The sequence below is a fragment of the Streptomyces sp. CC53 genome (assembly GCF_001865245.1).
Lineage (GTDB): Bacteria > Actinomycetota > Actinomycetes > Streptomycetales > Streptomycetaceae > Streptomyces.
On record NZ_MKXB01000214.1, the window covers coordinates 1 to 25387 of the forward strand.

Consider the following 25387-nt stretch of genomic DNA (forward strand, 5'->3'; position numbering starts at 1 on the left):
ACCGGAGGACCGGCCGCAGGATGACACCGGGCGGGAGGAACGCCCGCGGGGAGCGGCCGCCGGGATGCCCCGGCGCCTCTTCGTGAGCCGCGTCCTGGGCGGCGGGGCCGCCGCCGCGGCGACCGCCACGGTGGGCTACGGCACGTACGGTGTGCTGCGCGGACCGCAGGTCAAGCGGGTCACCGTGCCCCTGGCGCGGCTCCCGCGCGCCGCACACGGGCTGCGCGTCGCCGTGGTCAGCGACATCCACATCGGACCCATCCTGGGCCGCGCCCACACCCAGCGCATCGTCGACACCATCAACCGCACCCAGCCCGACCTGATCGCCGTCGTCGGCGACCTCGTCGACGGCTCCGTGGAGAACCTCGGCCACGCCGCCGAGCCCCTGGCCCAGCTCCGCGCCCGCTACGGCAGCTTTTTCGTCACCGGCAACCACGAGTACTTCTCGGGGGCCGAGGAATGGGTGGAGGAGGTCCGCGAGCTCGGCCTGCGCCCGCTGCGCAACGAGCGTGTCGAGGTCCCCGGCGGCTTCGACCTGGCCGGCGTCAACGACGTGGCCGGGGAGAACTACGGCGACGGCCCCGACTTCGCGCGGGCCCTCGGAGACCGGGACCCGGCCCGCGCCGCCGTCCTGCTGGCCCACCAGCCGGTGCTCATCCACGAGGCCGTGCGCCACGGCGTGGACCTCCAGCTGTCCGGTCACACCCACGGCGGGCAGATGTGGCCGGCCAACCACCTGGCGGAGCTGGCCAACCCGACGCTCGCGGGCCTCGACAGGTACGGCGACACCCAGTTGTACGTGTCCCGCGGGGCGGGCGCCTGGGGCCCGCCGGTGCGGGTCGGTGCGCCCTCGGACATCACGGTGGTGCAACTGGCATCGCGTCAAGCGTAGTTGGGCGACCGCCCGGCGAATCCTATCCCTTTGACAAGTTAACAACCTGTGATTGAGTTTGCGCCATCGCACTGGGGAGGGCGTGAAAGGAATCACGGTTATGCGAGCGATCCATGTCCGGATCATTCTAGTTTGCCTTGTTTTGGTGGCTGTCGGGACAGGGGCCTGGCAGCTGCTTCCAGCCAGAGGGGAGAACGGCCGGCCCATCGTGGTCGGCACCACCGACACCGTCACGTCACTCGACCCGGCGGGCGCGTACGACGCCGGGTCCTGGGCCGTCTACAGCAACGTCTACCAGTCGTTGCTGACCTTCGAGGCGGGTTCCACGACGCCCGTCCCGGACGCCGCGAGCGCCTGCGGCTTCCTCGGGAACTCGCTGAAGGCGTACCGGTGCACCCTGCGGGACGGGCTGCGGTTCGCCAACGGGCGGGAGGTGACCGCGCAGGACGTCAAGTACTCCTTCGACCGGATGCTCGGCATCGCCGCGGACGTGGGTCCCGCGCCGCTGTTCCCGACGTTGAAGAGCGTGACGGCGGACGACCGGTCCGTCGTCTTCCACCTCGGCGCGCGGGACGCCACGTTCCCGCAGAAGCTGGCCACGGGCGCCGGCGCCATCGTGGACCGCGAGCGCTACCCGGAGCAGGCGCTGCGGGAGGACGCGGAGGTGGACGGCTCCGGGCCGTACGTCCTGGCGGAGTACGAGCCCGGCGTCCGGGCGCTGCTGGAGCCCAACCCGCACTACCGGGGGGCCAACGACCGCCCGGCCGCCCCGGTCGAAGTGCGCTACTACGCCGACGGTGAGCAACTGGCCGCCGCCTGGCGGGACGGCGAGGTCGACGTGACGCACCGCCAGCTCCCGCCGAAGACGCTGTCCGCCCTGGATCCGCGCAAGGACGGCATCCAGATGACCGAGGCGACGAGCGCGGAGATCCGGATGCTCGTCTTCAACCTGCGCTCGGCGTCCCCGATGTCGGAGAAGGCGGTGCGGCAGGCGGTCGCCTCCGTCGTGGACCGGGCCGGGATCGTCGCGGGGCCCTACGAATCCACGGTCGAGCCGCTGTACTCGCTGATCCCGCGCGGCTTCCTGGGCCACGGCACGCCGTTCTTCGACCACTACCCGGACGACGGGGAGCGGGCCGAGCGGGCGCGGAAGCTGCTGGAGGAGGCGGGCGTCGAGACGCCGGTGCCGTTCACGCTCGGCCACCGCGAGGGCGCCGTCTGGGCGGCCGAGGCGGCGGAGCTGCGCCGGCAACTGGAGGAGACGGGGCTGTTCCGGGTGACGGTGCGGTCGGCCGAGTGGACGAAGTTCCAGGAGGGGTACGCGAACGGCGCGTACGACGCGTACGGCCTGGGCTGGCTGCCGGACTTCCCGGACCCGGACAACTTCACCCAGCCGCTCGTCGGCCGGGACAACGCCTTGCAGAACACGTACGCGAGCCCCGGGGTCGACGAACTCGTGGCCGCCACGCAGGGGCGTGCCGACCGGTCGTGGGCGGTGGAGGACTTCCGGCAGATCCACAAGACGGTGGCGCGGGACGTGCCGCTGCTGCCGCTGTGGCAGAAGAAGGACTACGTCCTCAGCACGGGTGACGTGGCCGGATCCCAGTACCTGTCGGACGGTACGGGCATCTGGCGGCTCTGGCACCTCAGCTGGATCTAGCCGGCCCGCCCCCGGTGGCCCGCCCCTCGGCGGCGTCCCGCTCCAGGGCGTCCCGGGCGCCCGGCATGAACTCGACGATCACGTCGTGGGCCTGTCGGGCGAGCGGGCGCACCACTCGGAACCGGGACAGGGTGATGGCGCGGGCGGCGAGTGGGGCGGTGCGCTCGACGAGGCGGCGGCTCCGCTCGGCGCCCTCGCTCCGGTCGTACACCCAGTACAGGACGAGCCCCATGTGCACCAGCCACATCATGTGGGGGAGCAGAGGGGTGAGTTCCGGCGCGGTCTTGGCGTCGGAGCCGTGGAGGACCCGTTCGTGGATGGAGATCACGGCGCGCCGGGCCTCGACGGAGTCGGGGGAGAAGGGGCTGAGCGGGCTCTCGGGGTCGGCGGCGTTCTTGAAGAACTGCGCGGCGAACCGGTGGTAGGGCTCGGCCACGTCCAGCCAGGTCAGGAGGGAGCCCCGGATCCGCACGGCGAGGTCCTTGTCCCCGTCGAGCACGGACTGCACGGCCGCCTCGTGTTCGGCGGCGAGCCGGTCGTAGAAGCCCTGGACCAGGTGCTCCTTGGAGGCGAAGTAGTAGTAGGCGTTCCCGACGGAGACGCCTGCCTCCTGGGCGATGGCCCGCATGGTGGTCTTGTCGAAACCGCGCTCCTGGAAGAGGCGGAGCGCGGTTTCGAGGATGAGGGTGCGGGTCTGCTCGCTCTTGGCCACCCTGCCGCCGGCCTTCGCGTCCTTCTGGTCCTGGTGCTCCTTCACAGGAGGAGCCTAACGGGGCTTCCCGGCGGTCCCGCACCGCCCGCCGGCGCAGGTCGGCGCAGTGGCCTCGCGCCACCTGGCGGCGGCGAGGACGGCCATGCGGGCGAACGGCCGGCCGGTGGGGCCCGCCAGCCACCGGGCCGTGCCGCGGTGCTCGGCGAGGGCCCACAGGCAGGTGATCCAGGCGTCGGTGCCCCGGTAGACCTGCCCGCCGTCCCCGACGACGGTGATCTCCTCCAGCGTGGCCCCGTGGTCCAGTGCGGGGAACCGCCGCCGGGCCTCCTCCGACCCGGCGGGCACGAGGTCGAGCGGTACGAGCACCGGCTGCCGCAGCAGCCAGTGCCGCACGTGCACGCACAGCGGGCACTGGTGGTCGTACAGCACGGTGAGCCGGGTGACGGGCTGCACGGCGGGTCAGGCCCGGGTGGCGGGTGCGGTCCACGCCTGCGGCGGGACGGGCGGCCGCTGCTGGTGCTCCAGGGTGCCGCGGCGGCGGATGCGGTTGAGGACGTAGAAGTTGAAGAGGTGCAGCACTCCGAGGACGAGCAGCACCACCCCGAGCTTCACCGAGAGCGCTTCCAGTAGCATCCGCGCGTCCGTGACGGCCGACTCCCGGCTGAGGTAGAGGGCCACGAACCCGAGGTTGACGAGGTAGAAGCCCACCACCAGCAGGTGGTTCACGGCGGGGGCGAGCTTGTCGTTCCCCTTGAAGACGTCGGCGAGGAAGACCTGCCCGTTCTTGCTGAGCGTCCTCGCCACCCAGATGGTCAGCGCCACGCTGATCAGCAGGTAGACGACGTAGGCAACCACTGTGAGGTCCATGCCCCACCCTCCTTGAACACGTTCAAAACGTTGTCGGAGATGACTGTACGCCTTCATTTGAACATGTTCAATGCGGAGGTCCGGTGCCCGGTGGCGGGTCGTCGGTGCCGGACGCGAACGGGCGGGGCCCCTGCCGGACCGAGGGGGCGCGGCACGCCGCAGGACCGGGCCCGTTGTCGCGCGGGCGGGACGGGACGGCCGACGGGGCGCGTCCGGCCCGCCCCCGGCGGACCTGGGGAAACGGCGGGCATGCGGAACCGGCGGACATGAGGAAGCGGATGCCGCCCGTGTGGGCGCGGCATCCGCCGGTGGGGAGCGGGGCCGCTGAGTGCGGCGTCCGCCGGGGAGGCGGGGGCCGCTCAGGCACCGCCCGCCAGGGGCGGGCCGCACGGGACGGCGTCCGCCGGGGAAAGGGGCCGGTCTACGGCTCGGTGAGGGTGATGGCCCGGACCGGGCAGGCGCGGGCGGCCTCGCGGAGCAGCGGGCTGCCCCCGCCGTCCTCGCGGCCCGGCAGCACCGTGCCGAACCCGTCGTCGTCCTGGGTGAACACGTCCGGTGCCGTCAGGGCGCACTGTCCGGCGCCGATGCACACGTCGCTGTCGAGGGAGATCTTCATGGGTCCAGGCTCCTCACCAGGCGACCGGCAGCTCCACCATTCCCTGCAGCGTGTCGCCGGGCTTGAACGGGATGTCCTCCGCGGGGACCGCCAGGCGCAGCCCCGGGAACCGGGCCAGCAGGGCGCGCAGGGCGATCTCCATCTCCGCACGGGCCAGGTTCTGGCCGAGGCACTGGTGGATGCCGAAGCCGAACGCCACGTGGTGGCGGGCCGACCGGTCCCAGTCCAGCCGGTCGGGGTCCTCGTACACCTCCGCGTCCCGGTTGATCACCGACGTCGGGAAGACCAGGCCCTCACCCGCCGCGACGGTCGTGCCCGCCACCTCGATGTCCTCCGTCGCGAAGCGCAGCATGCCGTCCGCGATCGACAGGAACCGCAGCAGCTCCTCCACCGCGGCCGGCATGCGCGACGGGTCGGCGCGCAGCTCCGCCAGCCGCTCCGGGTGCCGCAGCAGGGCGAACGTCCCGAGCGACAGCATGTCGGCGGTCGTCTCGTGGCCCGCGATCAGCAGGATCAGCGCCAGGTCGACCAGCTCCCCGCGGTCGATGCGGCCCGGCGCGTACTGCTCCCGCACGAGGTCGTCCAGCAGACCGTCGCCGGGCTCGGCCCGCTTCCGGTCGGCCAGCTCCCCGAGGTACTCCTCCAGGCACTCCAGCGCCGCCACGGAGTCCTGCGCCCGCGGGCCGCGCAGCGCGCGCCGCGACTGCTCCTCGAAGAACTCATGGTCCGCGTACGGCACGCCGAGCAGTTCGCAGATCACCATGGACGGCACCGGCAGCGCGAACGCGCCCACCAGCTCCGCTGGCGGACCGGCCGCCTCCATCGCGTCGAGCAGGTCCTCGGTGATCCGCTCGATCCGCGGCCGGAGCGCGGCGACGCGCTTCACCGAGAAGCCGGAGATCAGCATGCGCCGCTGCCGGTTGTGGACCGGGTCGTCCTGCCCGAGCAGGGCGGCCCGGCGCCGGGTGCGGACGGCTTCGGCGCGCTCCGCGGGGACCGGGAACGCCTCGTGGGTCGTGTCCGTGGACAGCCGGGGGTCGGCGAGCAGCTCGCGGGCCGCCGCGTGGCCGGTCACCAGCCACACGGGGCGGCCGTCGTAGAGCCTGCCGCGGGCCAGCGGCCTGGAGCCGCGCAGCGGGGCGTAGCCGCGCGGCGGGTGGTAGGGGCACGTGCGGTCCTGCGGGAAGGTGACGTCGTTCGCCATATGGGACCTCGCACTCGGACGGGGACGGCGGACACGCAGACGTCATCGGCACGCCTGCCGCTCCCACTACATGCCGACTGCACCTATCCCGGCTACGCACGTACCGGCCAACATGGCGAAGGCCCGCCCCCGGAAAGGGAGCGGGCCTCGCGCGGAGCCGGGGCGGTCAGTAGCGGCGCGTGATCAGCGCCCGCTTGACCTCCTGGATCGCCTTCGTCACCTCGATGCCGCGGGGGCAGGCGTCCGTGCAGTTGAACGTGGTGCGGCAGCGCCACACGCCGTCCTTGTCGTTGAGGATCTCCAGGCGCTGCTCGCCCGCCTCGTCACGGCTGTCGAAGATGAAGCGGTGCGCGTTCACGATCGCGGCCGGGCCGAAGTACTGGCCGTCGTTCCAGAACACCGGGCAGGACGACGTGCAGGCGGCGCACAGGATGCACTTCGTCGTGTCGTCGAAGCGCTCCCGGTCCTCGGCGGACTGCAGCCGCTCACGCGTCGGCTCGTTGCCCGACGTGATGAGGAACGGCATGACGTCGCGGTACGCCTGGAAGAACGGCTCCATGTCGACCACGAGGTCCTTGAGGACCGTCATGCCCTTGATGGGCTCGACCGTGATCGGCTTCTCCGGGTTGATGTCCTTGATCAGCGTCTTGCACGCCAGCCGGTTCTTGCCGTTGATGCGCATGGCGTCCGAGCCGCAGATGCCGTGCGCGCAGGAGCGGCGGAAGGTCAGCGACCCGTCCAGGTCCCACTTGATCTTGTGGAGCCCGTCGAGGACGCGCTCCTTCGGGTCGATGTCGACCTGGAAGTCCTGCCACTGGGCCTCGTCCGACACCTCGGGGTTGAAGCGGCGGATCCGGAACGTGACCGTGATGTACGGGGAGGCGGCGGCGGTGTCGGCCGCCTTCTCCAGGGTCGGGGTAGCCATCAGTACTTACGCTCCATCGGCTGGTAGCGGGTCTGGACGACCGGCTTGTAGTCGAGCCGGACGGACTCGGAGCCGTCGGCGCCGACCTCGCGGTACGCCATGGTGTGGCGCATGAAGTTGACGTCGTCGCGGTTCGGGTAGTCCTCGCGGTAGTGACCGCCGCGGGACTCCTTGCGGGCCAGCGCGGAGACGGCCATGACCTCGGCCAGGTCGAGCAGGTTGCCCAGCTCGATGGCCTCCAGCAGGTCGGTGTTGAACCGCTTGCCCTTGTCCTGGATGGCGACGTTCTTGTAGCGCTCGCGCAGCTCGGCGATCTTCTCGACCGCGGTCTTGATCGTCTGCTCGGTGCGGAACACCATGACGTTGGCGTCCATCGTCTCCTGCAGCTCGCGGCGCAGCTCCGCGACCCGCTCGCCGCCCGTGGAGTTGCGCAGCCGGTCGACCTGCTCCTGCACGAGGGAGGCCGGGTCGTCCGGCAGCTCGACGTAGTCGGCCTTCGCCGCGTACTCGGCGGCGGCGATGCCCGCGCGCCGGCCGAAGACGTTGATGTCGAGGAGCGAGTTGGTGCCCAGGCGGTTGGCGCCGTGCACCGACACGCAGGCGACCTCGCCGGCCGCGTACAGGCCGGGCACGACGGTGGTGTTGTCCGCCAGGACCTCACCCTCGACGTTGGTCGGGATGCCGCCCATGGCGTAGTGCGCGGTGGGCTGGATCGGGATCGGGTCCGTGTACGGCTCGATGCCGAGGTACGTACGGGCGAACTCGGTGATGTCCGGGAGCTTGGCGTCCAGCTGCTCCGGCGGCAGGTGCGTCAGGTCCAGGAACACGTGGTCGCCCTCGGGGCCGCAGCCGCGGCCCTCGCGGATCTCCGTGTAGATGGAGCGGGACACGACGTCGCGGGAGGCGAGGTCCTTCATGACGGGCGCGTACTTCTCCATGAAGCGCTCGCCGTCCTTGTTGCGGAGGATGCCGCCCTCACCGCGGGCGCCCTCCGTCAGCAGGATGCCCATGCGCCAGATGCCCGTCGGGTGGAACTGGAAGAACTCCATGTCCTCCAGCGGCAGGCCGCGCCGGTAGCAGGCGGCCTGGCCGTCACCGGTCAGGGTGTGGGCGTTGGAGGTCACCTTGAAGAACTTGCCGGTGCCGCCGGACGCGTAGATCACGGACTTCGCCTGGAAGACGTGGATCTCGCCGGTGGCCAGCTCGTACGCGACGACACCCGCCGACTTCTTGACGCCGTCGACCTCGGTGATCAGCTGGTCGAGGACGTAGAACTCGTTGAAGAACTCCACGCCCTCCTTGACGCAGTTCTGGTACAGCGTCTGGAGGATCATGTGGCCGGTGCGGTCCGCGGCGTAGCAGGACCGGCGGACCGGGGCCTCGCCGTGGTTGCGGGAGTGGCCGCCGAAGCGGCGCTGGTCGATGGTGCCGTCCGGGGTCCGGTTGAACGGCAGGCCCATCTTCTCCAGGTCGAGGACGGCGTCGATGGCCTCCTTCGCCAGGATCTCGGCGGCGTCCTGGTCGACCAGGTAGTCACCGCCCTTGACCGTGTCGAAGGTGTGCCACTCCCAGTTGTCCTCCTCCACGTTCGCCAGCGCGGCGGCCATGCCGCCCTGCGCGGCGCCCGTGTGGGAGCGGGTGGGGTACAGCTTGGTCAGCACGGCGGTGCGGCTGCGCTTCGTCGCCTCGATGGCGGCGCGCATGCCGGCGCCGCCGGCGCCGACGATGACGGTGTCGTACTTGTGGATCTTCATGTTCTCGTCAGCCCCGGCTTCAGCGGATGTTCGGGTCGAAGGTGAAGATCACCAGCGTGCCCAGCAGGATGGTGAACACCGTCGCGGTGTACAGCAGGCCCTTCAGCCACAGGCGGGAGTTCGGGCGCTCCGCGTAGTCGTTGATGACGGTACGCAGGCCGTTCGCGCCGTGCAGCATCGCGAGCCACAGCATCAGCAGGTCCCAGACCTGCCAGAACGGGGACGCCCAGCGGCCGGCCACGAAGGCGAAGCCGATCTTGGAGACGCCGCCGTCCAGCACGAGCTGGATCAGCAGGTGGCCGATGATCAGGACCACGAGGACCACGCCGGACAGGCGCATGAAGAGCCACGCGGCCATCTCGAAGTTGCCGCGCGTCGACTTCGGGGTCTTCTTCGTCCGCTTGCGGGGCGGCTCGATCAGCGGGGCCGGGTTGTCGACGTCGTAGAGGCTGGCGCCCTCGACGGAACCCACGGCGGGGGTGGTGTCAGCAGACATGTGTGGCGTCAGCTCCCGAAGAGTTCACGTGCGGCGTGGCCGAGGACCGGGTAGATGGCACCCGCCATCAGCACCACCCAGATGCCCATGACGGTCCACAGCATCTGCTTCTGGTAGCGCGGGCCCTTGGACCAGAAGTCCACGGCGATGACACGCAGGCCGTTGAGCGCGTGGAAGAGGATGGCGGCGACGAGGCCGTACTCCAGCAGCGCCACGAGCGGCGTCTTGTAGGTCGCGACGACATCGTCGTACGCCTCGGGGGAGACGCGGACGAGAGCGGTGTCCAGTACGTGCACGAACAGGAAGAAGAAGATGAGGACGCCGGTGACTCGGTGAGCCACCCACGACCACATGCCTTCCCGGCCGCGGTACAACGTTCCAGCCGGCACGGAAATGTCCTCCGGGAGCGGGATTGGGGTCGGCCGGCTTCTCTGTCGGTCGGACCCGGCCGGGTACGGTCCACCGGCCCCGGTCATGGTAGCGACGCGATGTCGGTTCCCTCGCGCGGGGTCCGAAGGGTGTGATCAAACAGGCACACAAAGAGCCACGGACGGACTACCTGGCCGTGAGCTTCAGTCCGTATTGTCCGGACTTCCAATGAGTTGGGCGAGTCGGGCGCGCGCCAGCCGCCTCAGTTCGTCGGCGGCGACGGCCCGCTCCTCCTCCGGTTCGTTGCCGAGTCGTGATCTGATCCCGCCGAGGACCGCGTCGAGGTGCTCCTCCCGCGGGTGCCCGGCCAGGCAGATCACGAAGGCGTGGCCGAAGCGGCTCTCGTAGGCGTCGTGCGCGGCGCGCAGCGCGGTGTGGGCGGCCGCGGGCGTGCCGGTCGGCAGGGCCGGCGCGACCTCGTCGCCCAGGGCCTCGTCGAGATCGGCGCCGGACAGGTCGTACCCGGCCTCGTCCGCCGCCGCGAGCAGCGCGTCGACCGTGGGGTACGGGCGGTGGGCGGCGATCCGGTGCGCCCAGCGCCGACTGCCGCAGCAGGCCAGCAGGGAGGTCTCGGCAGCCTCGGTGGGCGCCGTGTTGAAGTGGCCGAGGGCGTCGCGGGGGCGGGTCGGTATCGGAGCGCGGGCGCTGACGGTCGTCGGGGCGCCGGTGGGGGATTCGCGGGACAGCGTGGGCTCCTCGAACGGGGCAGCGGGGGGTGAGCACGGGGGGTGAGGGAGGCGTGCGAGGCGTGCGAAAGGCGTGAGGGAAGCGACACAACGCTACCGAGGGTGAGCAAGTGTGGTCCCGAGCCTTTCCGTATTTCACTCGGAAGGCAGAGTTTCCGCACAAGGAATGGACGCACTCGGCGCGTCGGGGTTCCACCGGAACACGACCGGACGGACCGGCCTGTGGCCGCGACACGGCGAAGGGGAGTCGGGCACGTGAACGGACCGGGAGGTGCGCGTCGCCCGCCGGGCGGCAGTCAGGAGCCGGTTCCGCGTAGCGGCGCGGCTTCGGAGGCGCCCGCCGCGCCCGCGGAGCCGGGAGGCCGCATGCCCGGAGGGCGGGAGAGGGCTGCGGCCCCGGCAGGTCCGGCGGGCCGGGCGGGCGGTCCGCAGGGTGCGGGCGGGCTCGCGCTGCTCGGCGGGGCCCGTGCCCCCGTGCCCCGGGGCGTGCGGGACGTGCGGGGGACTCTGTTGGGGGCAACCGGTCGGGTGAGGCAGGGTGGGCGCGCGGGGTGCACGAGGAGCGAGCGGGTGGTGGTGGAGCGATGAGCGAGACGGTGAAGCCGGACGGGGCCGGTGCTGCCGCGTCGTGCGGCGGTGTGCACGGACCGGGCGGCGGACCGGGGGCCGCCCGGTCCGGGCGTGGCACGGGGACCGCCGTGGGCGGTCGTGGTGCGGGTACGGGCCCGGCCCGTGGCGGTGCGCGGACCGGCGGGTCCAGCGGTGGTGGGCGCGGTGCGGGTACGGGCGGGTCCGGCGGCGGCAGCCGGGGCGGGCGCCCGCGGATATCCCGCGGACACCGCCGGGCCGCCGTCGCCGGCCTGGCCCTGGCGCTGTGCGCGGGGCTCGCCGGCTGCGCAGGAGACGGGGGCGGCGGTTCCGCCGCGAGCCCGGCAACCGGGGCCCGTACGCCGTCGGCGGCGTCCTCGCCCTCGCTGCCCGCCGCGGACCCCACCCCGTCCCCCAGCCCCACCCGCTCCTACGCCCTGTCGGAAGCGCCCCGCACGATCCCCGCCGTCCGGGAGCACACACCCGCCCGCGGGCCCGGCTGGCGGCCCGCGCCCGGCAGCGCGGTCTCCGTCGCCGCCGGCAGCGGGGCCCTGGACGACGAGGCGCGGCTCCTCGCCCGGGAGCTGGGCATCGCCCACCGCGCCGAGGCCGAGGCCCGCGCCGGCGACATCGAGCTGGCCCTCGACACCGGCCAGGACGGCGGCCCCGAGTCGTACGCCCTCACCGTCCGCGACGGGCGCGTGAGGATCAGCGGCCCCGACGAGGCGGGCGTCTTCTACGGCACGCGCACGGTCAAACAGGCCCTGCGCTCCGGTGGCGCGCTGCCCGAAGGGGTCGTCCGCGACCGCCCCGGCCGCCCGCAGCGCGGCCTGCTCGTCGACATCGCCCGCAAGCACTTCACCGCCGCCTGGCTGGAGGCGCGGATACGGGAGCTGGCCGACCTGAAGCTGAACCAGCTCCACCTGCACTTCGCGGACGACCAGGCGGTCCGCATCGAGTCGACCACGCATCCCGAAGTCGTCGCCCCGCAGCACCTGACGAAGGCGGAGGTGCGCAGGCTCCTCGCGCTCGCCGACTCGCTGCACGTCACCCTCGTCCCCGAGTTCGACTCGCCGGGCCACCTCGGCGCCGTCCTCGCCGCGCACCCGTCCCTGCAACTGCGCACCGCGGGCGGGACGCCGGTGCGCGGCGCGATCGACATCGCGAACCCGGCGTCGGCGCGGCTCGTCGACGAGCTGCTGCGGGAGTACGCGGAGCTGTTCCCCGGGCCGTACTTCCACGTCGGCGCCGACGAGTACCGGGCCCTGACGGCCCGCAACCCCGAGGCGACGTACCCGGCGCTCGCGGCCGAGGCCCGCGAGAGGTACGGACCGCAGGCCCGGGTCCAGGACCTGGCGACCGGCTGGCTCAACGACCGGGCGGCCGTGGTGCGGGCGGCGGGCAAGCAGCCCAAGGCGTGGAACGACGGCATCCACGGCGGCGGGGTGGTCACGGCCGACCGCGGCATCGAGGTCGAGTACTGGACGGGCCGGGAGATCGGGGCACGGCCGCCCGCCCCGTACCTGGCCGAGGGGCGCAAGCTCGTCAACCTGAACAGCCAGTACCTCTACTACGTGCTCGGCGAACCGAACCAGTTCACCTACCCGACGGGCCGGGAGGTCTACGAGCAGTGGACGCCCCTCGTGCTGCGCGGTTCGCAGCCGGTCCCGGAGCGCTACTCCGGGCAGGTGCTCGGCGGGCGCTTCGCCGTGTGGTGCGACCTCGCGAACGCGCAGACGCCGGACCAGGTGGCGGCCGGGATACGGCTGCCGCTGCGGGCGCTGGCCCAGAAGGTGTGGGACCCGCGCGAACCGCAGCTCCCCTGGGCGGACTTCACCCGTCTGGCGGACCGGTTGGACCGGCCGTAGCGCTACGGTGGGCCACCGCGGCGTGACGCTTTCCGGTCAGGCGGCGCAGTAAGGGGAAGTACCGCGTCCGTACGCGACGGGAGACGCCATGAGCCCGAGCACGAGCACGACCCCCCGCCTGGTGGAGCTGATCGCCCAGGCCGACGACCGGGGCCTCGCGGCCTCCGCGCTCGCCTGCCTGGACCGCTGCCTGCCGCTCCTCGTCCCGGAGGCCGCCGACCAGCTGCGGCCCCTGTGGGTCGGGGTGGCGCGGGGCGGGGACGCGTGGGCGGCGCGACTCGCGGAGGCGGCGGAGGCGGTGGCCGCGACCGCGTCGCAGGACGCCACCGAGGAGGCGGAGCTGGTCCGCCGGATGCTGGCCGCCGCCCCGTCGACATGGGAGATGCCGGACTTGCGCGACTGGGCCGACACGTGCTCCCTCGCCGCCCTGGAGCTGCACCACAGACTGTGCGCCGCGCCGTCCCCGGACCTCGCCGAAGTGCTGGAACGGTGCCGGGCCGGGGAGCCCGACGGTGTCGGACCCCTCGCCGCCGGTGAGCTGCGGAGGCAGGTGCGCGTGCTGGAGATCCTCGCGGACGGCGCCACCCACGGGCTGCGCCGGGCCCTGGACCTTTCGGCCGAGGGCCGCCGCGTCCTCCAGGCGGTGGTCTCCCGCCGCGCCCGCACCGCCTGACGCCTCCGCCGGACGGCGGCCCGGCCCCTCCGGTGCGGCGGTCTCCCGGCACGGTGGCCCCTCCGCGGCTTCGGCGCCCGCACGCGGCCCGGTGTGCGGCGGCCGGCCCTCCGGCGCGGCGGCCCCCGGACAGCGCACGCCACGTCCGGCTCAGCGTTTCGCGGCCCCCTGCACCAGGCGGTTCGCCGCGACGAGGCTCAGCCCCGGCGCCGCCTCCCGCACCGCCTTGACGGACGCGACGTGCTCGCGGGCGGCGTCGAGTCCCGCGCCGTCCAGCACGCTCGCGGTCCACCGCGCGAGCACCTCGTCGTCGGACCGCGCGCACTGGGCCTCCACCAGGAGCAGGGCGCGCTCCAGCCCGGGGCGCTCCTCCGGGGCGGCATGGGCCAGGGCCTGCCGGAGGTCCTCGCGGACGTCGGGCCCGTCACGGAACACGATGAAGGGCGCGGTGCGGAAGGTCATGGGCTGCTCCTCGTCCACGGGTGATGCGTTGTCACCCGGGAGGACGCGTGGAAAGGGCTCCGGGTCACCGGGCCCCTGCGGATTCCGGGGGCGGCCCCGCCGCCCCGCCCGCCCTTCCCCACGGCCGACGGCGGCGCCGCCCGGCCGGTCCTCAGCCCAGGAGCAGCACGGCCGCGCCCCACAGCACCGACACCGCCACGAGCGCGGGTCCCAGTGGCATGCCCTGCTGTCCGGCGGACGCCTCCTCCCAGGGCCGCAGGTCCGGGTCGTGGACCAGGGCCCGCACCTCGTCGGCGGTGCGCACCGCGTGCGGCTCGCGCCCCAGGCGGCGCTCCAGCCACGCCCAGCCGGTGGGAGAGAGGGCCGTGCGCTCCCCCTCCTCTCCGCGGATCACGATCCGGTCCTCGGTGTGCCGTACGCCCGTGACCGCGTCCCACGGGATGCGGCGCCCCCGCCAGGCCCCCGTCACCCACAGGCCCCGCCGGTCGGCGGTGATGCGCCAGTTCAGGGCCGTGGACACGGCGTTCACCAGCCACGGGACGGTGAGGAGGAGGAAGAGCCAGCGCCAGGAAGGACCGTCGGACACGGCGGCCCAGATGCCGGCCCCCTGGACCAGCAGCAGCACCAGCCCGACCGCCCGGGACATGCCGTGGGCGGTGTACACGCGGGGTGCGACGCTCGGCGCCATCCGCGCGGCGACCGGGGCCGCGGACCCCTGCCCCGGCGCCTCGCCGTTCTGCGGGGAGCTCTCGCGGTCGGGCTCCGCTCCGGGGGCGCGCCCGGTGAGGAGGCGGGGCACGGCGGGCTTCACCGCGGTGACGCTGCACTCCACGGACGCCTCGGAGTCGTCCTCGTCCTCACGCGCCACGAAGGCCAGTTCGGCACCGGCGCACGGCACCCCGTAGAGGACGGCCTCACGCAGCGGCGGGGGCGGGTCCTCACCCTTGAGGATCGCGCTCATCCGCTGGAGCCCTTCCGCGGCGGCGTCCTCGTCCGGCTCGTCCTCCGCGGCGTCCTCGTCGCCGGGGGCGGCGAAGAGGGAGTGGAAGTGCAGGAGGGGCCGCTCGCCGGCCGGGTCGTCGGCGGCGTACACCCAGGTCCGCGCGTCCGCGTGGCCCTCGCGCACCAGCACGCGCAGGACCGGCAGCGGGCCCCGCCGCAGCCGCTCCGCGCGGGACCTCCCGTCGACGCCGTTGGCGAGGAACGCCAGACCCAGGACGGTCGCCGCCATCATCAGCAGCTCCCAGCCCACGGAGTCGTACGGCTCCGCGAGGAGCCGCACCCAGTCGCCGTCGACGAGCACGTCGACGCGGCTGCCGACGGGGAAGTCCTCCGGGTACAGCGTCTCCACGGTCCGCGTGCCGATCCGGTCGCCGACGTCGAGGGTGAGCACGAACGCGCCGTCGTCGGCCTCGTGCACCTTCGTCACCTCGGCGGTGGCGGGGGCGAGGCGTGCCGCACGCTGCTCGTAGGCGTCGGCTTCCTCACCCGCCTGCCAGAAGCCGTATCCGGCCACGGCCAGCAGGACGGCGGCCACGGCGAAGGACAGCCTTCCGCGCCGGAACGCGTGGGCGGCCCGCGGGAGCCGGGCCGTCGTCGGCCCGGCCGCGGCCAGGGCAAGGGCGTGCTGCCGGGCCGCGGCGCCGAGCCGGTGCAGGGCTCCGGCGGCGGCGAAGGCGAGGGCCAGGACGAATCCGGCCCAGGACGGTTCGGCCAGGGAGCCGCCGCCCGTCGTGACCTCGTCCACGACGAGCGCCGCGGCGACGCAGCCGAGCCCCGCGAGGGCCAGCCGGGGCTGGCGCCACAGCCAGTAGAAGGTGAGCAGCAGCACCGTCAGGAGGCCGAAGCCGAGCCAGTCCTGCACCCCGCACGGAGACGCGGGTGTGCAGGACGGCTCGGGGCCGCTCTCCATGAACCAGACGGCACCGCCGGCCAGGCCGACGGTGGCCCACAGGGGATGCGCCCAGCGCGCGGGGACGGCGGACAGCCAGACCCGGGCGTCGGCGGACCGCCATGCGGCGGTGCCCGGCGGTATGTGCTCCGCGGGCAGGGATACCGGGGGAGTGTTCACCGACGCATTATCGCGGTCGGGCTCGGGGTGTTCCGCGGGTCAGAGGTTGTCGCCCCAGCCACTCTGGATCATCGTCTGGAACGCCCACACCCCGTCCCGCCGGACGAGGACGTCGGCGTACCGCAGCTGCCGGGTGGTGCTGCCGGCCGTCATCACGGAGTCGGTGAAGACGACGGCCATCGACGGGGAGAGGAACACGGGGGTCCGGGTCGACTCGAACGTGATCTCCTCGCCCCCCTCGCCCATGACGTGCGTCATGGTGGCGACGAACTGCTCCCGGTCCCACTGCGCCGACCGGCCGTTGCCGGCCGAGTCGTCGCTCACCAGGTTCAGCGGGAACACCGCCATGTCGGCCATGCGCGCGATCTCGCGCCGGGCGCTCGCCGCGTCGTACTCCGCGAACCAGGCGTCCAGGCCGGCGCGGTCCTCGGGGGTGGGGGTGTATCCGGTGTCCGGCAGGAAGGTCACACGGGCTCCTTACTGATCCTACTGTTCAAGTTTGACTACCTGGATGAAGGTATGCCGCGTCGACGCATTGGTCAAACTTGATTAGCGGTGATCCGCGTCACGGGCACCGACGGGCGCGGTCCGGCCCGCCCAATATGGTGAAGATTTGTTTCAGCGGTGGACGCGGTGGCCCTGGCCGCGGTTCTGGCGCCGGGCGGCCGTTCCGGTGTCGTGCGGGCGGGCCGGCGGGGCGCCTCCCCGGGGTCCGGCCCCGTGGGCCGGCAGTGCCGCAACAGGCCGCTTCCACACGCCCAGTGACATTTCGACAGCTCCGCGCGCAGACCTCTGCAGGAAGCAGGAACCGGGCACGCGGCGCGAAGAGGTCGGTGTGGGGGGACACGAGGCGGAGCTCGGCGCTGCGGTCCGGCGCGCCCAGCTGGGCGACGAGGCGGCGTTCGCGCAGGTCTACCGCTCCTTACAGCCGGGGCTGCTCAGCTTCTTACGGGGGCTGGTGGGCGAGGACGCCGAGGACGTGGCAGCCGACGCGTGGCTGGAGATCGCCCGGGACCTGGGCCGGTTCCGGGGTGACGGCGACGCCTTCCGCGGCTGGTCGGCGACGATCGCCCGCCACCGGGCGCTGGACCACCTGCGCAGGCAGCGGCGCAGGCCGCGGACCACCGCCATCGAGGACGAGGTACGGGAACTGCCCGGCCGCCCGGACACCGTCGGCGCGGCCCTGGAGGCCCTGTCGACCGCGCGCATCCTCGCACTGCTCCACGGCCTTCCGCCCGACCAGGCGCAGGCGGTCCTGCTGCGCGTGGTGCTGGGACTGGACGCGTCCAGGTCCGCCCGCGTCCTGGGCAAACAGCCCGGCGCGGTGCGGACCGCGGCGCACCGGGGGCTGAGGCGGCTGGCGGAACGGCTGGGCGAGGACGCGACCCCGCAGCGATCACCGGACTCCGGAGGCGGCCCCGCAGCGCCGTGACCCGCCCCGCGGCCGACCGTACGCTCGGCACCACGGGCGGCCGCACCACGGTCCCGCCCCCGCCCGGTGAGCGCCGGCGGTCCCCGCGGGCGAGGATCGCCCTGGGCGAGACTCCGCCAGGCCAAGGGTGGCGGCCCCACCCAGCCCTGTTTGAGAGGGCTAGCAGTGGTACGTTATGCGGTACCACTTGAGGTAGGGGGTCAGGCCATGTCGATAACCGCGAGCGAAGCCCGGAAAGCTCTCTTTCCGCTGATCAAGAAGGTCAACGACGATCACGAGGCGATCGAGATCGTCTCCAAGCATGGCAACGCCGTACTTGTCTCGGCCGAGGACTATGCGGCGCTACGTGAAGGCTCGTACTTGCTGCGTTCGCCGGCGAATGCCCGCCGACTGCTCAAGGCGTACGAGAACGCCCTGGGTAACACCAATGTGTCGGAGCGTGAGTTGATCGATCCGGACGCGGTGGACCCCGTCGCGGGTGCTGCGTGAGGCTTGTTTTCGAGGATCAGGGCTGGGAGGACTACACATCCTGGCTCAAGAACGACCGCAAGATGCTCGCTCGAGTCAACAGGCTCATCGAGGACGTCAAGCGTGACCCGTTCGCAGGTATCGGCAAGCCCGAGCCTCTCAAGTACCACTTGCCCGGGGCGTGGTCGAGGCGGATCGACGACGAGCACCGCCTTGTGTACCTGGTCATGGACAAGGAGATCGTGATCCTTGCCGCCCGCTACCACTACTGAGCGCTGAGCCGGTCTGAGCTGTGCCGGGACGTTGACCCAGTCGGTCTGTGTTCCAAGGGCGCCATCACGGCCTGCACAGGTAACCGGTACGGAGCGGTGACGAGCTCCGCCCCAGCCGGCGTGAGGAGGGCCACGGGAGATGCCGGCCGGTTGGTCACGTGTTGGTCGCTCTGGTCACCGCTTCCGTGCGGCGTCCCGAGTCGGGGCGGGTGGGAAAGGAGAGACGACCGGGGCCGCCACCCCCCACAGGAGAGGCCCCGGTCGCCGTCCGTGAGACCGTAGAACGGCCCCGTACTCCTCTCAGCGCCGCGGGTGCGTTTTCTGTCACACCTCCCTGCGACCGAAGCTGTTCCATGTTGTACAAACATGGACGAGATGCGACGGCAGCACGTAGCGTGCTGCTGCGCGCCGGGCGGAGCGGCCTGGAATGGACCTGCCGCGCTGAGGAACGGGTTGTGGGAGTGCTGGGGGACGACGCGGAGCTGACCGCCGCAGTGCTCGCGGCACAGGACGGGGACGAGAACGCCTTCCGTACTGTGTACCGCGCCGTGCACCCGCGGCTGCTCGGATACATACGCACGCTGGTCGGCGACGCGGACGCGGAGGACGTGGCGTCCGAATCGTGGCTGCAGATCGCCCGGGACCTGGACCGGTTCAGCGGCGACGCCGACCGCTTCCGGGGCTGGGCCGCGCGGATCGCCCGCAACCGCGCCCTCGACCACCTGCGGATGCGGGGCAGGCGCCCCGCGCAGGGCGGGGACGAGACCGAACTGACCGACAAGCCGGCCGACGCCGACACCGCCGTGGAAGCCATGGACGCCCTCGCGACCGGACACACCATGAGCCTGATCGCCCAGCTGCCCCAGGACCAGGCCGAAGCGGTCATCCTGCGCGTCGTCGTCGGGCTCGACGCGAAGAGCGCCGCGGAGACGCTCGGCAAGCGGCCCGGCGCGGTGCGCACGGCCGCGCACCGCGGTCTCAAGCGGCTCGCCGAACTCCTGGGCGCCGGCGACCCGACCGGTGTGCCGCTGAATGCCGTGCCGCCCCAGCCGGGGCCGCGGGCCGCGGGCGGCGCACGGCCCACGATCGTGCGCCGTGCTGTGACGCATTCGCGCGTGCGGACGCAGAAGGACATGTGATGGCCGACGAGCGGTATGGATGGCTCGACCAGCAGGCGGCGGAGCGACTGCTGCGGGGCGAGCCGGTCGTCGCCGACGATGACTACGTACGGTTGCAGGCCGAACGCCTGGCGGAGGCGCTGGAGGGCGTGCGAACGGCCCGCACGCCTTCGCCCGGACCTGCCGGCGAACTGCCCGGCGAGGACCGGGCACTGGGCGCTTTCCGCGCGGCGAGGGCCGAGGCCGGCTCCACGGCGCGGGACGCCGCCCCCGCGCCCTCCACCGAGGAGCTCGACGCCGTCCACATCGGCGGTACGGCGGCGCGCCCCCTGCGGCGCCCCCGCTCCGGCCGGTGGCTGCGCCCCGCCCGGTGGGGCCTCGCCGCATCGGTCGCCGGCCTGGCGGTGGGCGGCGTCGCCGTCGCCGCGGGCACGGGCGTACTGCCGGCCCTCGGCGGCGACCCCGAGCCGGTCCCCGTCGCGTCGGCCTCCGCCACCCCCGGGCCCCGGGTCGCCGGCGAGCCCACCGCCTCTCTGCCCGGGGCGCGCACCCCGTCGTCGTCCGCCGACCGGGCCACCCCGGCGCCGGACCCCTCCGCGCCCCTCACGCACGGGCCGTCCCCCACGGGGGAGCCGGCCGTGGGCCCGACCTCTGACAACGATGGCGCCGCGCCGGCGCCGTCCCGGGGCGACACCGTCCGAGAGCAGGAAGGCACCGCTGCCGGGGCCGGCACCAAGGCGCCCGAGCCCGACTGGCAGACGCGGGTGACACAGGCGTGCCGCGACCTGCGGGACGGCGACCTCGACGCCGAGCGCCGCGGGCAGCTGGAGTCCGCCGCCCGGTCGCGGGGCGGCGTGCAGAAGTTCTGCGACCAGGTGCTCGGCGGCCGCCAGGGCGGCGGCACGACCGCCCCGGGCGGCAGCGGCGACCGCGACGGCGACTCGGAACCCGACGGGGACCGGGACCGGCCCGGTGCGAAGCCCGGCCGGGAGCGGCCGGCCGGCGCCGGCGGACCGGCGGCCAACCCCGGCCCGCCCTCCGGCAAGCGCTGACCCGCAGCTTTGCCGCACCGCCCTGACCTGCGGTTTCCGCCCGCGGCACGAGGGGTGTGACACTTTTCGGGGCCGTGGCGCAGTACTGAGTGAGCCGACTGGTCATCGGCGGCGCAAGAAAGAGCCGGGGTTCCCCCCGTACCTACGGCTCAGCGCATTCGGCGCGGGCGGGACACGTTCCCCCGGTCCCGCCCGCGCCCACTTCTCTGCCTCCCGGCGGGCTCGTCCCCGTATCGGAGGGCCCGCCCGCAGCCCCTCCCCTCAGGGCCTCGTCCCCCTTGCCCGGAGGAACCCCGCATCAGGGCCTCCGCCCCGTTCCCGTGGGTTCCGCGGATCACGGGCCCCCGTGGGTGGGGCGCGGACACCCCCGTATCAGCGGTTCACCAGTAGACGACGACCTTGTCGCCCACCCGCACCTCGTCGAACACCTTCGCCAGCTTGGCCTTGTCCCGGACGTTCACGCAGCCGTGCGAGTTGCCGTTGTAGCCCTTCGCCGCGAAGTCCGCCGAGTAGTGCACGGCCTGGCCCCGGCTGAAGAACAGCGAGTACGGCATCGACGTGTGGTAGATCGTCGACTTCCAGGTCCGCTCCTTGCGGTCCACCTTGAACGTGCCCTCACGGGTCGCCAGCTCCGTGCCCTCCACACCGAAGCGGACGTCCATCGCCGAGACCACCGCGCCGTCGACCATCCAGGCGAGCGTGCGGCTCTCCTTGCTGATGCACAGCACCCGGCCCGTCATGCACCGCTCGTCGGGCTTGGCCAGCGGGTTCGTCGTCGCGGGCCGCAGTTCGTCGGCGGTCGGCGTCCGGGTCATCCCGAGCAGCCGCTGCCACGTCGTCCCGTCGACGGTCCCCGTCACCGGCAGCCCGCGCTTCTTCTGGAACGCGGACACCGCCTCGCTGGTGATCGTGCCGTAGAACGCGGTGGGGCTCCGCTTGAAGTACCCGATCTGGCGCAGCCGCGCCTGGAGCTCGCGCACCTGCTCGGTCTCCGAGCCCTTCTGCATCAGCACCGCGCCGCCGGAAGGCTTGCCGTCCGTGCCGTCCGTGCCGTCGGAGGACGACGGGGACGCGGCGGACGCCGACGACGGGGAGGCGGGAGCCGAGGACGGTGCCGTCGCCGAGGGCGAGCCCGCGGACGCTGCCGACGGCGCCGCGGGCGGTGCCGTGGCGGACGGCGACACCGCCGTGGACGCGGTGGCGGTGGACGGCGACGCCGACCCGGCCGCCCCCACGGCCTGGGCGGTGCAGCCGGTGGCGAGCGCCACCGCGGCTGCGGACAGCAGCGCCCTGCGGACCGCGCCCCGGCGCCCCGCGCCTCTGTGGATCACCTGCGTACGACGGTGCATGTCAGCCCCCCCGGGTTGGATTGTCTGCCCGTAGGGATACTTCCCGGGGGTCGATGGTTGCGTGCCCTCCGGGGCGTTGTGACGATGCTGTGACCCGGCCCGGCAGGAGGCTGTGAGGAAGCTCCCAGCGTGCGGCTCTCCACCGGTCGCACGCCCACCGCTACAGTCCGTCGCGAGGGTCGGATACCTGCGAGTAGGTCTACCGGAAGGCACAGCACATGGCGCGCGAGTCGGAGTCGGGACTGCCCATCGAGCCGGTGTACGGGCCGGACGCCCTCGACGGGTGGGACCCGGCGGAGAAGCTGGGCGAGCCGGGTTCGTTCCCGTACACCCGAGGCGTCTACCCGACCATGTACACCGGCCGCCCGTGGACCATGCGGCAGTACGCCGGCTTCGGCACCGCCGTCGAGTCGAACGCGCGCTACAAGCAGCTCATCGCCAACGGCACGATGGGCCTCTCCGTCGCCTTCGACCTGCCGACCCAGATGGGGCACGACTCCGACGCGCCGATCGCGCACGGCGAGGTCGGCAAGGTCGGCGTCGCCATCGACTCGGTCGACGACATGCGGGTGCTGTTCGGCGGCATCCCGCTGGACAAGGTGTCCACGTCGATGACCATCAACGCGCCCGCCGCCCTCCTGCTGCTGCTCTACCAGCTCGTCGCCGAGGAGCAGGGCGTCAGCGCCGACAAGCTCACCGGCACCATCCAGAACGACGTGCTGAAGGAGTACATCGCCCGCGGGACGTACATCTTCCCGCCGAAGCCCTCCCTGCGCCTGATCGCGGACATCTTCAAGTACTGCAAGGCCGAGATCCCGAAGTGGAACACGATCTCGATCTCCGGCTACCACATGGCGGAGGCCGGCGCCTCGCCCGCGCAGGAGATCGCGTTCACCCTCGCCGACGGCATCGAGTACGTGCGCACCGCCGTGGCGGCGGGCATGGACGTGGACGACTTCGCGCCGCGCCTGTCGTTCTTCTTCGTGGCCCGCACGACGATCCTGGAGGAGGTCGCGAAGTTCCGCGCGGCCCGGCGGATCTGGGCGCGGGTGATGAAGGAGGAGTTCGGGGCGAAGAACCCCAAGTCGTGGATGCTGCGCTTCCACACGCAGACCGCCGGCGTGCAGCTCACCGCCCAGCAGCCCGAGGTGAACCTCGTGCGGGTCGCCGTGCAGGGCCTGGCGGCGGTGCTCGGCGGCACGCAGTCGCTGCACACGAACTCCTTCGACGAGGCCATCGCCCTGCCGACCGACAAGAGCGCCCGGCTCGCGCTGCGCACGCAGCAGGTCCTGGCGTATGAGACGGACGTGACGGCGACCGTCGACCCCTTCGCCGGCTCGTACGTCATCGAGAAGATGACCGACGAGGTGGAGTCCGCGGCCCTGGAGCTGATGGGCAAGGTCGAGGAGCTCGGCGGCGCGGTCAACGCCATCGAGCGGGGCTTCCAGAAGAACGAGATCGAGCGCAGCGCCTACCGGATCGCGCAGGAGACGGACTCCGGCGAGCGGGTCGTCGTCGGCGTCAACCGCTTCCAGCTGGAGGAGGAGGAGCCGTACGAGCCGCTGCGCGTCGACCCGGCCATCGAGGCCCAGCAGGCCGAGCGGCTCGCCAAGCTGCGCGCCGAGCGCGACCAGGAGGCGGTGGACGCGGCGCTCGCGGCCCTGAAGAAGGCCGCGGAGGGCGCGGACAACGTCCTGTACCCCATGAAGGACGCGTTGAAGGCCCGGGCCACGGTCGGCGAGGTCTGCAACGCCCTGCGGGAGGTGTGGGGGACGTACGTCCCGACGGACGCGTTCTGAGAACCGGGTGCTGCCCCCCGGGGCAGTGCCCGCCCCCGTGGGCGGTGCCCAGGCCGTCAGGGGCTGCCCGGAAGCGAGCCCGTCCTAGGGCGGGGGCCCGTGCGGGCCGCGAGCGCCCGACAACCGGGGGTCCCCCCGGGACGGGGGCCTGCCCGGGAGCAGCGCCCGGTGTCGGCCGACGCCCCCTGAAGGGCGCCCGCATCCACCCGTGCCGGTCCCTGCTCCACCCGGGGTGCGAGCGGTGCCGGACGGGGTCCGTTCCGGCGCTTCGCGCGGGCGGCCGGTGCGTCCGTCTCGTCCTGCGGAGCACCGGGGAGGAGTGTCGTACCGGCGTGCGACACTCCTGTCCATGCTCGGTGTCGTCGACCTGCCCACGTACCTCGCGGGCCTCGCCCTGATCGTCCTGCTGCCCGGCCCCAACTCCCTCTACGTGCTGTCCGTCGCCGCCCGCCGGGGGGTCCGCGCCGGGTACTCCGCCGCGGCCGGCGTCTGGTGCGGGGACACGGTCCTGATGACCCTGTCGGCGGCGGGCGTCGCCTCCCTGCTCCAGGCCAACGCCGTGCTGTTCGGGATCGTGAAGTACGTCGGCGCCGGGTACCTGACGTGGCTGGCCGTCGGCATGCTGCGGGCCGCGTGGGGCATGTGGCGGACCCGGCGGGACCAGGAGACGGAAGCGGGCACGCCGTCCGCGGCCCGTGCCGGCTCCGAGGAGCGTCCCTTCCGCCGCGCCCTCGTCGTCAGCCTGGTCAACCCCAAGGCGATCCTGTTCTTCGTCGCCTTCTTCGTGCAGTTCGTGGACCCGGCGTACGCCCACCCGGCCCTCTCCTTCGTCGTGCTCGGCACGCTGGCCCAGGCCGCCAGCGTCCTCTACCTCAGTGCGCTGATATTCGGCGGCACGAAGCTGGCCGCCGCTTTCCGGCGCCGCAGGCGGCTGTCCGCCGGGGCCACCTCGGCGGCGGGCGCGCTGTTCCTCGGCTTCGCTGTGAAGCTGTCGGTGGCGAGCGCGTAGCGGCGCACGCAGGCCCGTTCCCGGGCCGCGCTTGACCCTGACACGGTGTGAGGCGGTGCCGTAGGAGGCGTCATGTTCACCATCGGAGACTTCGCCCGGCACGGCCGCGTGTCCGTCCGGATGCTGCGGCACTACGACGCCGTGGGACTGCTGCGGCCCGCCCACGTCGACCCGCACAGCGGCTACCGGTACTACGAAGCCGGGCAGCTCGCCCGGCTCAACCGCGTCATCGCGCTCAAGGACCTCGGCTTCACGCTCGACCAGGTCCGGGCGGTCGTGGACGGGGAGGTGGGCGCGGACGAGCTGCGCGCGATGCTGCGGCTGCGGCGGGCCGGCCTGGAGGCGGCGGTGGCCGAGGCGGTCGCCCGCCTGGACCAGGTCACGGCGAGGCTCCGAGTCATCGAAAGCGAGGGACACATGTCCACGCAGGACATCGTCGTCAAGCGTCTCCCGGCCGTGCGGCTCGCCCGGCTGAGCGGCGTCGCCGCCGGCTTCGCGCCCGAGCACGTCTCATCCGTGATCTCCCCGCTGTACGAGGAGCTGTGCGCACGGCTGGAGGCCGCCGGCGTCACCGGTTCCGGGCCGGCGCTCGCGTCCTACGAGGACTCCGGCGCCGGCGACGGCTCGGTCGTCGTCCACGCGGGGATGGCCGTGCCCGACGGCACCCGCGTGCCGGGGGTGGAGGTCGTCGTCCTGCCCGCGGTCGAGCAGGCGGCCACGGTCATCCACCGCGGGTCCTTGGACGACGTCCTGTCGACGGCGCAGACGCTCGCCTCCTGGATCGACGCGCACGGGCACCGGTCGGCCGGGTACGCCCGCGAGCTGTACCTGGAGTGCCCCGAGGACCGGGGCCGGTGGGTGACCGAGCTGCAGGAGCCGCTGGAGGGCGCGGCCCCCGCCCGGTCGCGGGAGTCGGCAGGCAGGATCGGACGCGCGCCGCGGGCGTAGCCCGGTTCGCACACCGCCGAGGCGGCGGGGGCGGGCG

At 73.1% G+C, this 25387-nt stretch carries 26 protein-coding genes; 12 read left to right on the forward strand and 14 right to left on the reverse strand.

Annotation, left to right across the window (positions count from 1 at the left end; translation table 11 throughout):
• The coding region (locus tag BJP40_RS28655) for a metallophosphoesterase (RefSeq protein ID WP_256220837.1) at nt 1–892 on the forward strand (892 nt) is incomplete at its 5' end.
• 100 nt (nt 893–992) lie between these two features.
• Complete coding sequence (locus BJP40_RS28660) at nt 993–2552, forward strand: ABC transporter substrate-binding protein (protein WP_071283361.1); 1560 nt, start codon at nt 993–995, stop codon at nt 2550–2552.
• Here BJP40_RS28660 and BJP40_RS28665 read toward each other — a convergent pair.
• The 10 genes from BJP40_RS28665 to BJP40_RS28710 all read right to left on the reverse strand — a co-directional run bounded on the left by BJP40_RS28665 (nt 2539) and on the right by BJP40_RS28710 (nt 10241).
• Complete coding sequence (locus BJP40_RS28665; RefSeq protein ID WP_071283364.1) at nt 2539–3309, reverse strand: TetR/AcrR family transcriptional regulator; 771 nt, start codon at nt 3307–3309, stop codon at nt 2539–2541. The two genes, BJP40_RS28660 and BJP40_RS28665, sit on opposite strands and share 14 nt — an antisense overlap.
• A gap of 9 nt (nt 3310–3318) precedes the next feature.
• A complete protein-coding gene (locus tag BJP40_RS28670; RefSeq protein WP_071283366.1) occupies nt 3319–3717 on the reverse strand; it encodes a thiol-disulfide oxidoreductase DCC family protein in 399 nt (132 codons plus the stop codon).
• A 6-nt stretch (nt 3718–3723) separates the two neighbouring features.
• Nucleotides 3724–4131, reverse strand: coding sequence for a hypothetical protein (locus BJP40_RS28675; protein ID WP_071265593.1), 408 nt, complete (start codon nt 4129–4131; stop codon nt 3724–3726).
• Between the two features lie 421 nt (nt 4132–4552).
• The gene (locus tag BJP40_RS28680; RefSeq protein ID WP_071265591.1) at nt 4553–4747 is read right to left on the reverse strand and encodes a ferredoxin; all 195 of its coding nucleotides are present in this window, start codon (nt 4745–4747) and stop codon (nt 4553–4555) included.
• Nucleotides 4748–4760: 13 nt separating this feature from the next.
• Nucleotides 4761–5951, reverse strand: coding sequence for a cytochrome P450 (locus BJP40_RS28685; RefSeq protein ID WP_071265589.1), 1191 nt, complete (start codon nt 5949–5951; stop codon nt 4761–4763).
• 166 nt (nt 5952–6117) lie between these two features.
• Nucleotides 6118–6876 carry a succinate dehydrogenase iron-sulfur subunit gene (locus BJP40_RS28690; RefSeq protein ID WP_071265587.1) on the reverse strand — a complete coding sequence of 253 codons (759 nt, stop codon included), beginning with the start codon at nt 6874–6876 and terminating at the stop codon, nt 6118–6120.
• Nucleotides 6876–8630 (reverse strand): succinate dehydrogenase flavoprotein subunit, encoded by a 1755-nt coding sequence (sdhA, locus tag BJP40_RS28695; RefSeq protein ID WP_071283368.1) that lies wholly within the window; start codon nt 8628–8630, stop codon nt 6876–6878. Before sdhA ends, BJP40_RS28690 begins: the two co-directional genes overlap by 1 nt.
• Before the next feature lie 19 nt (nt 8631–8649).
• On the reverse strand, nt 8650–9126 hold the full coding sequence (locus BJP40_RS28700; protein WP_071265583.1) for a succinate dehydrogenase hydrophobic membrane anchor subunit: 477 nt from the start codon (nt 9124–9126) through the stop codon (nt 8650–8652).
• An 8-nt stretch (nt 9127–9134) separates the two neighbouring features.
• Nucleotides 9135–9515: a succinate dehydrogenase, cytochrome b556 subunit gene (sdhC, locus tag BJP40_RS28705; RefSeq protein WP_079168966.1), complete on the reverse strand. Its 381-nt coding sequence runs from the start codon at nt 9513–9515 to the stop codon at nt 9135–9137.
• A 183-nt stretch (nt 9516–9698) separates the two neighbouring features.
• Nucleotides 9699–10241 carry a 2-oxo-4-hydroxy-4-carboxy-5-ureidoimidazoline decarboxylase gene (locus tag BJP40_RS28710; RefSeq protein ID WP_079171547.1) on the reverse strand — a complete coding sequence of 181 codons (543 nt, stop codon included), beginning with the start codon at nt 10239–10241 and terminating at the stop codon, nt 9699–9701.
• Nucleotides 10242–11065: 824 nt separating this feature from the next.
• Between BJP40_RS28710 and BJP40_RS28715 the strand changes: the two genes are divergently transcribed.
• Together BJP40_RS28715 and BJP40_RS28720 are read left to right on the forward strand one after the other, a co-directional pair.
• Nucleotides 11066–12697 (forward strand): glycoside hydrolase family 20 protein, encoded by a 1632-nt coding sequence (locus tag BJP40_RS28715; protein ID WP_371258709.1) that lies wholly within the window; start codon nt 11066–11068, stop codon nt 12695–12697.
• An 88-nt stretch (nt 12698–12785) separates the two neighbouring features.
• Nucleotides 12786–13370 carry a hypothetical protein gene (locus tag BJP40_RS28720; RefSeq protein ID WP_071283374.1) on the forward strand — a complete coding sequence of 195 codons (585 nt, stop codon included), beginning with the start codon at nt 12786–12788 and terminating at the stop codon, nt 13368–13370.
• 150 nt (nt 13371–13520) lie between these two features.
• Here the strand turns inward: BJP40_RS28720 and BJP40_RS34730 are convergent, their stop codons facing one another.
• The 3 genes from BJP40_RS34730 to BJP40_RS28735 form a co-directional block, all read right to left on the reverse strand.
• A complete protein-coding gene (locus tag BJP40_RS34730) occupies nt 13521–13832 on the reverse strand; it encodes a hypothetical protein (RefSeq protein ID WP_071267214.1) in 312 nt (103 codons plus the stop codon).
• 151 nt (nt 13833–13983) lie between these two features.
• Entirely contained in the window at nt 13984–15903 is a 1920-nt protein-coding gene (locus BJP40_RS28730) for a hypothetical protein (protein WP_226962493.1), read from the reverse strand.
• Nucleotides 15904–15942: 39 nt separating this feature from the next.
• Nucleotides 15943–16371, reverse strand: a complete 429-nt coding sequence (locus tag BJP40_RS28735; protein WP_071283377.1) for a nuclear transport factor 2 family protein — start codon at nt 16369–16371, stop codon at nt 15943–15945.
• Between the two features lie 367 nt (nt 16372–16738).
• On the opposite strand from BJP40_RS28735, the gene BJP40_RS28740 reads away from it, so the two are divergent.
• The 5 genes from BJP40_RS28740 to BJP40_RS28760 all read left to right on the forward strand — a co-directional run bounded on the left by BJP40_RS28740 (nt 16739) and on the right by BJP40_RS28760 (nt 20245).
• The gene (locus BJP40_RS28740; protein ID WP_071267210.1) at nt 16739–17335 is read left to right on the forward strand and encodes an RNA polymerase sigma factor; all 597 of its coding nucleotides are present in this window, start codon (nt 16739–16741) and stop codon (nt 17333–17335) included.
• 207 nt (nt 17336–17542) lie between these two features.
• Nucleotides 17543–17824, forward strand: a complete 282-nt coding sequence (locus tag BJP40_RS28745) for a type II toxin-antitoxin system Phd/YefM family antitoxin (RefSeq protein WP_071267208.1) — start codon at nt 17543–17545, stop codon at nt 17822–17824.
• Complete coding sequence (locus tag BJP40_RS28750; RefSeq protein ID WP_071267206.1) at nt 17821–18075, forward strand: Txe/YoeB family addiction module toxin; 255 nt, start codon at nt 17821–17823, stop codon at nt 18073–18075. The genes BJP40_RS28745 and BJP40_RS28750 overlap by 4 nt, the downstream gene beginning before the upstream one ends.
• A 461-nt stretch (nt 18076–18536) precedes the next feature.
• A complete protein-coding gene (locus BJP40_RS28755; protein WP_071267204.1) occupies nt 18537–19214 on the forward strand; it encodes an RNA polymerase sigma factor in 678 nt (225 codons plus the stop codon).
• The gene (locus BJP40_RS28760; RefSeq protein WP_071283380.1) at nt 19214–20245 is read left to right on the forward strand and encodes a hypothetical protein; all 1032 of its coding nucleotides are present in this window, start codon (nt 19214–19216) and stop codon (nt 20243–20245) included. The genes BJP40_RS28755 and BJP40_RS28760 overlap by 1 nt, the downstream gene beginning before the upstream one ends.
• Nucleotides 20246–20625: 380 nt before the next feature.
• On the opposite strand, the gene BJP40_RS32450 is transcribed toward BJP40_RS28760, so the two are convergent.
• Nucleotides 20626–21594, reverse strand: coding sequence for a L,D-transpeptidase family protein (locus tag BJP40_RS32450; protein ID WP_079171549.1), 969 nt, complete (start codon nt 21592–21594; stop codon nt 20626–20628).
• A 218-nt stretch (nt 21595–21812) separates the two neighbouring features.
• Between BJP40_RS32450 and BJP40_RS28775 the strand changes: the two genes are divergently transcribed.
• The 3 genes from BJP40_RS28775 (at nt 21813) to BJP40_RS28785 (ending at nt 25350) form a co-directional block, all read left to right on the forward strand.
• Nucleotides 21813–23393 (forward strand): methylmalonyl-CoA mutase, encoded by a 1581-nt coding sequence (locus BJP40_RS28775; protein ID WP_071269553.1) that lies wholly within the window; start codon nt 21813–21815, stop codon nt 23391–23393.
• Between the two features lie 349 nt (nt 23394–23742).
• Complete coding sequence (leuE, locus tag BJP40_RS28780; RefSeq protein ID WP_071269559.1) at nt 23743–24402, forward strand: leucine efflux protein LeuE; 660 nt, start codon at nt 23743–23745, stop codon at nt 24400–24402.
• Nucleotides 24403–24474: 72 nt separating this feature from the next.
• Nucleotides 24475–25350 (forward strand): MerR family transcriptional regulator, encoded by an 876-nt coding sequence (locus BJP40_RS28785; RefSeq protein ID WP_071269555.1) that lies wholly within the window; start codon nt 24475–24477, stop codon nt 25348–25350.
• Nucleotides 25351–25387: the final 37 nt, after the last annotated feature.

Coding starts and splice junctions, on each gene's coding strand:
- BJP40_RS28660 (WP_071283361.1), top strand. CDS start 993: ATGCGAGCGATCCATGTCCGGATCATTCTAGTTTGCCTTGTTTTGGTG.
- BJP40_RS28675 (WP_071265593.1), bottom strand. CDS start 4,131: ATGGACCTCACAGTGGTTGCCTACGTCGTCTACCTGCTGATCAGCGTG.
- BJP40_RS28680 (WP_071265591.1), bottom strand. CDS start 4,747: ATGAAGATCTCCCTCGACAGCGACGTGTGCATCGGCGCCGGACAGTGC.
- BJP40_RS28685 (WP_071265589.1), bottom strand. CDS start 5,951: ATGGCGAACGACGTCACCTTCCCGCAGGACCGCACGTGCCCCTACCAC.
- BJP40_RS28690 (WP_071265587.1), bottom strand. CDS start 6,876: ATGGCTACCCCGACCCTGGAGAAGGCGGCCGACACCGCCGCCGCCTCC.
- sdhA (WP_071283368.1), bottom strand. CDS start 8,630: ATGAAGATCCACAAGTACGACACCGTCATCGTCGGCGCCGGCGGCGCC.
- BJP40_RS28700 (WP_071265583.1), bottom strand. CDS start 9,126: ATGTCTGCTGACACCACCCCCGCCGTGGGTTCCGTCGAGGGCGCCAGC.
- BJP40_RS28720 (WP_071283374.1), top strand. CDS start 12,786: ATGAGCCCGAGCACGAGCACGACCCCCCGCCTGGTGGAGCTGATCGCC.
- BJP40_RS34730 (WP_071267214.1), bottom strand. CDS start 13,832: ATGACCTTCCGCACCGCGCCCTTCATCGTGTTCCGTGACGGGCCCGAC.
- BJP40_RS28745 (WP_071267208.1), top strand. CDS start 17,543: ATGTCGATAACCGCGAGCGAAGCCCGGAAAGCTCTCTTTCCGCTGATC.
- BJP40_RS28760 (WP_071283380.1), top strand. CDS start 19,214: ATGGCCGACGAGCGGTATGGATGGCTCGACCAGCAGGCGGCGGAGCGA.
- BJP40_RS32450 (WP_079171549.1), bottom strand. CDS start 21,594: ATGCACCGTCGTACGCAGGTGATCCACAGAGGCGCGGGGCGCCGGGGC.
- BJP40_RS28775 (WP_071269553.1), top strand. CDS start 21,813: ATGGCGCGCGAGTCGGAGTCGGGACTGCCCATCGAGCCGGTGTACGGG.
- leuE (WP_071269559.1), top strand. CDS start 23,743: ATGCTCGGTGTCGTCGACCTGCCCACGTACCTCGCGGGCCTCGCCCTG.
- BJP40_RS28785 (WP_071269555.1), top strand. CDS start 24,475: ATGTTCACCATCGGAGACTTCGCCCGGCACGGCCGCGTGTCCGTCCGG.